This is a genomic window from Xanthovirga aplysinae (assembly GCF_009711365.1).
Classification (GTDB): Bacteria; Bacteroidota; Bacteroidia; order Cytophagales; family Cyclobacteriaceae; genus Xanthovirga; species Xanthovirga aplysinae.
Map to the genome: position 1 here is coordinate 1 of NZ_SMMB01001087.1, position 7,896 is coordinate 7,896.

The 7,896-nt window shown below is 36.3% G+C and carries 9 protein-coding genes and 1 riboswitch; of the genes, 6 read left to right on the top strand and 3 right to left on the bottom strand.

The genetic code is table 11. From position 1 onward, the window contains the following. On the top strand, positions 1 to 289 hold a 289-nt coding region (locus E1171_RS12465; protein ID WP_155206336.1), incomplete at its 5' end, for a DUF2147 domain-containing protein. Between the two features lie 99 nt (positions 290 to 388). Here E1171_RS12465 and E1171_RS12470 read toward each other — a convergent pair. Further along, on the bottom strand, positions 389 to 1,024 hold the full coding sequence (locus tag E1171_RS12470; protein ID WP_155206337.1) for a LysE family translocator: 636 nt from the start codon (positions 1,022 to 1,024) through the stop codon (positions 389 to 391). Between the two features lie 268 nt (positions 1,025 to 1,292). Then, positions 1,293 to 1,392, top strand: a riboswitch (SAM riboswitch). Between the two features lie 122 nt (positions 1,393 to 1,514). Between E1171_RS12470 and E1171_RS12475 the strand changes: the two genes are divergently transcribed. From E1171_RS12475 to E1171_RS12490, 4 genes are all read left to right on the top strand, one after another. Next, the gene (locus E1171_RS12475) at positions 1,515 to 2,693 is read left to right on the top strand and encodes an O-succinylhomoserine sulfhydrylase (RefSeq protein WP_155206338.1); all 1,179 of its coding nucleotides are present in this window, start codon (positions 1,515 to 1,517) and stop codon (positions 2,691 to 2,693) included. 23 nt (positions 2,694 to 2,716) lie between these two features. Beyond that, positions 2,717 to 3,745, top strand: a complete 1,029-nt coding sequence (locus E1171_RS12480) for a homoserine O-acetyltransferase family protein (RefSeq protein ID WP_155206339.1) — start codon at positions 2,717 to 2,719, stop codon at positions 3,743 to 3,745. A 31-nt stretch (positions 3,746 to 3,776) separates the two neighbouring features. Continuing rightward, positions 3,777 to 5,174 (top strand): aspartate kinase, encoded by a 1,398-nt coding sequence (locus E1171_RS12485; protein ID WP_155206340.1) that lies wholly within the window; start codon positions 3,777 to 3,779, stop codon positions 5,172 to 5,174. A gap of 144 nt (positions 5,175 to 5,318) precedes the next feature. After that, entirely contained in the window at positions 5,319 to 5,744 is a 426-nt protein-coding gene (locus E1171_RS12490) for a hypothetical protein (protein ID WP_155206341.1), read from the top strand. 70 nt (positions 5,745 to 5,814) lie between these two features. Here E1171_RS12490 and E1171_RS12495 read toward each other — a convergent pair whose 3' ends face one another. Beyond that, complete coding sequence (locus tag E1171_RS12495) at positions 5,815 to 6,225, bottom strand: carboxymuconolactone decarboxylase family protein (protein ID WP_155206342.1); 411 nt, start codon at positions 6,223 to 6,225, stop codon at positions 5,815 to 5,817. A 433-nt stretch (positions 6,226 to 6,658) separates the two neighbouring features. On the opposite strand from E1171_RS12495, the gene E1171_RS12500 reads away from it, so the two are divergent. Next, positions 6,659 to 7,084 carry an acyl-CoA thioesterase gene (locus tag E1171_RS12500; protein ID WP_155206343.1) on the top strand — a complete coding sequence of 142 codons (426 nt, stop codon included), beginning with the start codon at positions 6,659 to 6,661 and terminating at the stop codon, positions 7,082 to 7,084. A 6-nt stretch (positions 7,085 to 7,090) separates the two neighbouring features. On the opposite strand, the gene E1171_RS12505 is transcribed toward E1171_RS12500, so the two are convergent. Continuing rightward, positions 7,091 to 7,711 (bottom strand): hypothetical protein, encoded by a 621-nt coding sequence (locus E1171_RS12505; protein ID WP_155206344.1) that lies wholly within the window; start codon positions 7,709 to 7,711, stop codon positions 7,091 to 7,093. Between the last annotated feature and the right edge of the window lie 185 nt (positions 7,712 to 7,896).

Sequence of the window (7,896 nt, forward strand, 5' to 3'; positions counted from 1 at the left end):
TGTATGGATGGAGGAACCCAATGATGAAAATGGTTCTCCCAAATTAGACTCCAATAATCCTGATAATAATTTAGTTCACAAGCCTATTTTAGGATTAAATTTACTTACCAACTTTGAGTTTAAGGGAAAAAATGAATGGGAGGGAGGTAATATTTACGATCCCAATAATGGTAAAACCTACTCTTGCGTAATGAAACTAAAAAACAATGGAGATTTGCAGGTAAGAGGATATGTTGGTTTTAGTTTGTTAGGCAGAACCGTGATCTGGACAAGGGCTGAACAAAAATAGCAGAGAATAAACAATTGAGATAATTAGAAGGAAGAATTCAAAGTGAAAAGTTAAGAAGGATGTGAATGACACTATTAACTCCTAACTTTTCACTTTTGACTATCTCCCATCGACGGCAATTTTAACCCCAAAGGCAATAAAAGCCAATCCTGATATTTTATCAAACCATTTATTAAAGGTTGGATTTTCTTTTAACTTTTGAGAAAAGAGGCCAGAAAAAAATGAAAGTAAAAAATACCAACTCAGTCCAATAAGCGCATTTGTTATTCCAAGGACCAGAAAAGGAATTGGGTTACTCAACTTTTCTTCGGCTATAAATTGTGGGAAAAAGGCCAAAAAGAACAAGGCTACTTTTGGGTTTAGTACATTGGTGAATACACCACTGTAAAAATGCTTAAAAGCCGACACACTTCCCTCGGCGCTATTTATATCAGAAATTTCCAGACTTCCTCCTTTTTTAAAGATCTTAGTCAGTCCCATATATATCAGATAAATGGCTCCCAAAAATTTAAATAAGCTAAATGCAATAGCTGATTTTACAAGAATAATGGAAAGACCAAGAGCGCCAATCAACGTATGAACCAAAATTCCTGTATTCACCCCCAAGGTGGCATAAACAGCAGCCTTGCGTCCATGGGCCAGCGATTTATTTAGAACAAAAATCGTATCAATTCCAGGAGTAATTGCAAAGATTAAGGATGATACTATAAATACTTCTAAATGTAAAACCCCCATAACTTTATGTTTTTATAATGTGAGTTCAAACATATAAATTACAAAATACAAAGCCAAATCAGGGGTTAAAAAAGATATTAAATGCCTAATCAATTCTTATTATTGTTAAGATTTACCCCTAATACTTTCCCTTTTTAATGCCTATTTATTTTAACAGAAAGGCATGGGTGGAGTTAATGTCATGCCACAATATTTGTACTAGCTGCTAGTTATTTTTTTCAATAATTTGAAAAGAAGAGAAATTATGATTTACTTGCGATAAATTTAATACTTATCAAGAAAGGTGGAGGGAATAGGCCCTTTGAAACCTTGGCAACCTACCCTTTGGGGCAAGGTGCCAAATCCTACCCCTAGGGGTAAGATAAGTCAGGTTGAGCTTTAAGTATCAATTATACAAACTCTTCTGACTTTCAGAAGAGTTTTTTTTTGGCCTATCTTTTCTTTTTCCTTATTAGGTAAGTATTCTTTCATAATCTAACCCTCAGTGAATATGAGTGAATACAAAAATTTTGAAACCATTGCCATTCGGACACAATCAAAAAGGACTGATAACCGAGAGCATTCTACTCCACTTTACCTGACCTCAAGTTATATTTTTAACGATGCTGAACAGGCTCGGGCCCTATTTGCAGAGGAAGAACAGGGCAATATTTATTCCCGCTTTGACAACCCCAATGCCGATGAGTTCATAAAAAAAATGACCTTGCTGGAAGGGACAGAAGCTGGATTTGCGACTGCCTCAGGAATGGCGGCAGTTTTTTCATCCCTAGCTCCTTTTTTGAAAACCGGAGATCATATTGTTTCTTCCCGTTCAGTTTTTGGAAATACCCATAAGGTAATTTCGGAAATCTTACCCGATTGGGGAGTAAAATCCACTTTTACTAACCTTACGGATCACAAAGATTGGGAAAATGCCATTCGGCCCAATACAAAAGTACTTTTCCTGGAAACACCCTCCAATCCAACCCTAGACATTATAGAAATTGAATGGTTAGCGGAATTAGCCAACAAACACAATGCACTATTAGTGGTGGATAACTGTTTTGCAACTCCCTATTTACAACAACCCGCCAAATTGGGTGCACATATAGTTATTCATTCCGCTACAAAATACATTGACGGACAGGGGAGAGTTTTAGGTGGCATTATTCTGGGCAGTAACGAAAACATTAAGAAGGTAAAAACCTTCGCCAAAAGGACGGGTCCGGCTATTTCTCCTTTTAATGCTTGGGTGTTATCAAAAAGTCTGGAAACGCTTGCTGTCCGAGTTGACAGACAGTGTGAAAATGCAGAACGATTGGCCAAACATTTAAACAGCCATGAGGAAATTGCCTCTGTTAAATACCCCTTTTTGAAATCCCATCCACAACATGAGATTGCTAAAAAACAAATGAAGAAAGGAGGCGGCCTCCTTTGTTTCGAAGTAAAGGGTGGGGTGGAAAGAGGTCGAAAATTCCTCGATGCTCTGCAAATGCTTTCCCTAACCGCCAATTTGGGAGATACCCGAACCATTGCAACTCATCCGGCATCTACTACGCATGCTAAAGTACCAGAAGCCGAAAGACAATTAGCGGGCATTACGGGAGGGATGATTCGTATTTCTGCCGGATTAGAGCATTATGACGATATACTTGAGGATATTGAACAAGCACTGGCAAAATCAAAATAGGGGGTGTTTAAAAATAGGAAAGAATGAAGCAGGAGATATTTCACTACGATAAGGAATTTAAGCTAGAATCTGGAGAAACCCTACAGGATCTAACAATTGCCTTTAAAACCTATGGCCAACTAAGTGCTGATAGAAGTAATGTTATATGGGTTTGTCATCATCTCACGGCCAATGCGGAGGTAGATGTTTGGTGGCCAGGAATGGTGGGGAAAGGTTACAGCCTCGATCCCGAAAAACACTTTATAGTATGTGCCAATATTCTCGGCTCTTGTTATGGCACTACGGGACCAATAAGCATTAATCCAAAAACAGGAGAACCTTATTATTATGATTTCCCATTTTTTACCATTCGGGATATTGTAAATGCCCACATACTTCTAAGAAAACATTTGGAAATTGACAAAATACAATTTTGTATAGGAGGCTCCTGTGGAGGAAATCAGGTTTTGGAATTTACTTTATTGGATCCTGGAGTGATTCAGAATTGTATTCTTTTGGCTTCTAATGCCAGGGAAAGTGCCTGGAGTATTGCAGTACACACTACTCAAAGATTAGCACTTGAAGCAGATGGCAGTTGGGGGGAGAGAAGTGAAGATGCAGGAAAAAATGGACTAAAAGCCGCCCGAGGTGTGGGAACTTTAACTTACCGTTCTATAGAAACTTTTATCAATAGGCAAACAGACCAGGATTTGAATAAGGTTAATGGCTTCAAAGCTTCTTCCTATATCGAACATCAGGGTAAGAAACTTGTAGATCGGTTTAATGCACATTCCTATTGGCATCTTTCAAAGGCCCTGGATACCCATAATATTGGTAGAAATCGCGGGTCTGTGGAAAGTCTCTTACAACAAATAAATATTCCTTTCCTGATTATTGGAATATCTTCAGATATGCTTATTCCAGCAAGTGAACAACAATATTTAGCTGATTACTTACCTGATGCTAGACTGGAAATTATAGATTCCTCCTTTGGGCATGATGGGTTTATGGTGGAAATAGAAAAAATATCATTTTTAGTTAGAGGGTTCGTTGAGGAAAAAACCACAACATAAGTTTCTGAATTTTGATTCTAGTATTGAAGAGATGTCCAAGATTGTAATTAAGTTTGGTGGTTCCAATTTCAAAACCAAGGAAGATATTCAAAAGGTAATTCAGCTTGTAAAAACCTACAATCAGTCTGTTGTGATTGTCGTTTCGGCCCTTTTTGGAGTTACTAATCAACTGATTGAATTGATTGAAAAAGCTAAGACTGGAAGTGTTAACATTAATCAATTGAGCAGATGGCTTTCTGATATTCATGAAAAAACTCTTATAGCCAACACTTCTGATTCTCATTTTCAGGAAAAAGTACTTGAAGAGTTGAAGGTCCAAATCCGGGAAGTGAAAAAATTATTGATCGGTATTCATTGTTTTAGAGAAGTTCCTCCCTTTGTTTACGATGCTGTCCTCAGTTATGGGGAGAAACTAAGCTCTCTTCTCTTAAGTAGAATTTTTGAGGCTGAGGGACTTGAAAATGAAAACTTGTTTGTAGAAGATATTCCTTTATATACAGATGGAGAATATGGTAATGCAAGTGTTGATTTCGAACGTTCCAAAGAAGCGGTTCGAAATCGTCTTAATGAAAATAAAACCTTCATTATTCCCGGTTTCTACGGAATATCTTATGATGAACAAAAAACCACTTTATTAGGAAGGGGAGGAACGGACTATTCCGCTGCTGCCATTGCTAAACTCATAGGAGCCCCCTCTTTGGATATTTGGAAAGATGTAAATGGTTTTCTTAGCGCCGATCCGAAAATAGTAGATGGTTCCAGAAGAATTGATCAGTTGTCTTATATGGAGGCCGCAGAGCTGGCCTATTTTGGAGCCAAAATTCTCCACCCGAGAACCGTTGAACCTCTAATTGAGGATAATATACCCATTCGGATTTTTAATATTAACCAATATATGGAAGGCATAAAGCCGCTCTCAATTATTTCTGCTGAAATTCCAGAAGCGGAGGATGCTGTTCGAAGTATTACTTATACCGATGATATTGGGCTTTTAAAATTAAGGGGACCTTCTGTAGGTATTAAACCAGGTATTTTGGGAAAAGCAGCTACTCAATTGGATCAAGCGGAAATTAATATTCGTTCGGTTATTACCTCTCAGATTTCTATCAACTTCTTTTTAAGTGAGAGAGATTTATTCAAAGCAAAAAAGGCTTTGGAACAAACCAGAATTCCGGAAATTGGGGAATTACTAACTGTTGAGGGCATTTCCAAAATTGCCGTAATAGGAAAAAACATAGTTCACAAAGAAGGAATTGCCACCCGGATTTTTGGAGCTGTAGCCCGGGAAGGTATTAACATGGATATTATTGCTCTTGGTGCCTCCCCCTCCGTTGCATATTTTATTGTTAAAAAAGAGGATAGAAGCAACGCCCTGAAAGCTATTCATGAAGAGTTTTTCCCTGTAGAAGATGAAATGATCGTTGATTGATATTTTGGCATTAATTAACTCACTTTTTTACATAGTCCTGAATTTATTGTTGTTTAAACTCTTTTTATTAACAATAATTTAACATACATTAGCTAATGTTAATTTAATGTTAACAAATTGTTAAATCCAATTAATGCCACGACTATGGACAAATTAATACGCACTTCTCTATTCTTAGTTTTAATACTTGTAACTTCCGGATACGCTTTTAGCCAAGAAACTTCCCAGAAGAATGAAAAAATAAATGCCATAAACCAGTTAAAGGAATTAGGTGTACTCAACAAATTGAATGATCCAAAAATGAAAACCTGGTTGGTTGATTCCGAAAGTTGGGAAGCTATGACAGAACACCAAAAATGTGCTGTTGTTCATTCCATAAATGCTTTTACCGAAGAGAATGGAGGTGAGTTCACTACCCTTTATGCCTTCCCGGGAAAGAAAATAGTAGCGCAAAAAAATAAATCAGCTGAAAAACTTAATGTTTTTCTTTATCCTAACTTTGATCCTCTTAAAAAATTCTCTCAGCATAACCTAACTACTGCCAGTGCCAAAGGGTATGTTGGAAGGTAATTTTAAAAAACCGCAAAAGCCCACCTTTACCTCTCTTTAAGTGGGCTTTCATTTATCCTTAAACAACTTTTCAGGCAGCTTTTCTTGCTCCCCTAATAAATTTATTTTGCTCTTGGTAATCAAATGATTTCCACATTTCTTTTTTAAAGAGATCAAAATCCATTTGAGATCCATTTAAATAGGAACTCCAGCCGACAGTACTTTTTACCAATTGTAGAGCATCCTCAATTTCTTCTTTTGTTACTCCATGCATTTTTGCTTTTTCGCTATGGTAAAAGTTACAATATTTACAATTAATTACAGCGGCTACGGCCAAACCTATTAATTCACGATACTTTTCCGGTATAGGACTTTCTTCACGAGTTTTATTTTTCATCAACATCAACTCTGCCTCCAGGTATCGATCTGGCATATTCTTATATTTGGTAGGTACAATACCTAGCAAATTTTCAATTTCCTTATAAATTTCCTGTCTTTTCATGTTAATTCCCTCCTGCTTTTTAAAAAGTAATTAAAGCCAACAGAAAAAAGTGGAATTAAGGTAGCACCTCCCTTATCTAAACAAGTTTGGGGGAGTTTTTATTCTTTTAAAAAAAGATTTCCCCTCCAAGTATTAAGTGAGATTCCAATAGTAATTTTATTCTAATAATTACGAATAATGACCTTTTTTTAGGTCAAAAAATTACCATAAGATGGTTCTTAATTTTTAGAAAGGTTTGAATTTCCCCTACACCTATTATTTATTTACTTAAAACCTTTCGAGGAAATAGTAAAGCTGGAAAAGGTAAATCTCATTGGGAAAAAGAGAATTGTATTTGTGCTCTTAGCTGCTCCATTATTTAATTTTAGCTAGGCACTTACCTGCGCAAATTGTTATATTGCAGTTTTATGCTTTTCATTAATATTAGTCAAATATGAGATTTAGAGAATTTGAATACCAACTACAAATCAAAGAACATCATTTAGATACTTTTGGACATGTAAACAATGCCGTTTATTTGGAGCTTTTTGAAGAAGCACGTTGGGAGATGATCACAGAGGGGAAATACGACCTACAGGAAATTAAAGCCACAAAACAAGGGCCTGTTATTTTGGAAGTCAATGTACAGTTCAAAAGAGAGTTGGTAAACCGTGAATATGTTAAAATTATTAGCAAAGGAACCAAGGTGGAAGGAAAAATAATGTACCTGGAACAAAAGATGTTTAAATCGGATGGTTCCTTAGCATGTCAGGCAGTTTTCACCCTCGGTTTTATGGATTTAAAAAGTAGAAAACTAATTTTCCCTCCTATTGCATGGGAAAATGCTATAGGTTTAGAAAAAGTGGAGGGCCAAGGGTGAAAGCTTTTATTTAATAAATAGATTATAGTTTAGTTTTTTTCTAATTTCATAGAGGGAAGCCCATGTTTCAGAATCTTTATCAGAAAATGTGGAAGCAAGAGCAAATAACAATAAATGATTTTTTGAATTTTGAGGGATTAGCTCAATTTCTAAAAACAAGGGTATTTCACGCCCATCTGAAAAAGTGTCTAAGAAACTCATTTTTACCAGGAGCACTTTCCTACTTCCCTCTTTGACCCACCTCTTTTCGGTAACTTGAATTTTGGAAACATCCACTTCTTGATTTTTAGATTTGGCTACAGATCGGCTTAATCCTTTATAGTATGCATGTAAAAAATCGATGATTTCTTTTTTGCTGATACGGTTTTGGTTTTTGAGTGCTAAAACAAAGGCATAGGTAAAGTAATCCTCAGATGAAGGATCAAACATTCCAGGGGCAAAACGTAATTCTTCAAAACCTTCATAAGAAATGTTAGGGGCGAAGTCTAATGGAAAATCAATGTGTTCAAAGCCCCAATCTGACGGCTCTAGTAAATATTGTGGCTTCTGTTTTTCTTGTCCTTGGACTTTAAAGGAGATGAAGAAAATGGTAAAAAGACAAAGGGATGCCTTCACAAATCTAATCATAGTAATTTTGATTTAAACTAAAAAATAAGGCAAAGGTAAGGGTTGAAGGGAAAAGTAAAAATTGCCATCAGCCCTTTAATTGTTAGAAAGTTTTTCTTCGCCCAATCTGGGCAAACGTGTGTAAATTCTTTTGAGGTAAGATGTTTATGGGATTTAGTGTTAGCAAATGAGTTGATATTCCTGTC

Bases quoted from the DNA above. Each gene is read 5' to 3' on its own strand.
- E1171_RS12470 (WP_155206337.1), bottom strand. From the start codon at position 1,024: ATGGGGGTTTTACATTTAGAAGTATTTATAGTATCATCCTTAATCTTT.
- E1171_RS12475 (WP_155206338.1), top strand. From the start codon at position 1,515: ATGAGTGAATACAAAAATTTTGAAACCATTGCCATTCGGACACAATCA.
- E1171_RS12480 (WP_155206339.1), top strand. From the start codon at position 2,717: ATGAAGCAGGAGATATTTCACTACGATAAGGAATTTAAGCTAGAATCT.
- E1171_RS12485 (WP_155206340.1), top strand. From the start codon at position 3,777: ATGTCCAAGATTGTAATTAAGTTTGGTGGTTCCAATTTCAAAACCAAG.
- E1171_RS12490 (WP_155206341.1), top strand. From the start codon at position 5,319: ATGGACAAATTAATACGCACTTCTCTATTCTTAGTTTTAATACTTGTA.
- E1171_RS12495 (WP_155206342.1), bottom strand. From the start codon at position 6,225: ATGAAAAGACAGGAAATTTATAAGGAAATTGAAAATTTGCTAGGTATT.
- E1171_RS12500 (WP_155206343.1), top strand. From the start codon at position 6,659: ATGAGATTTAGAGAATTTGAATACCAACTACAAATCAAAGAACATCAT.
- E1171_RS12505 (WP_155206344.1), bottom strand. From the start codon at position 7,711: ATGATTAGATTTGTGAAGGCATCCCTTTGTCTTTTTACCATTTTCTTC.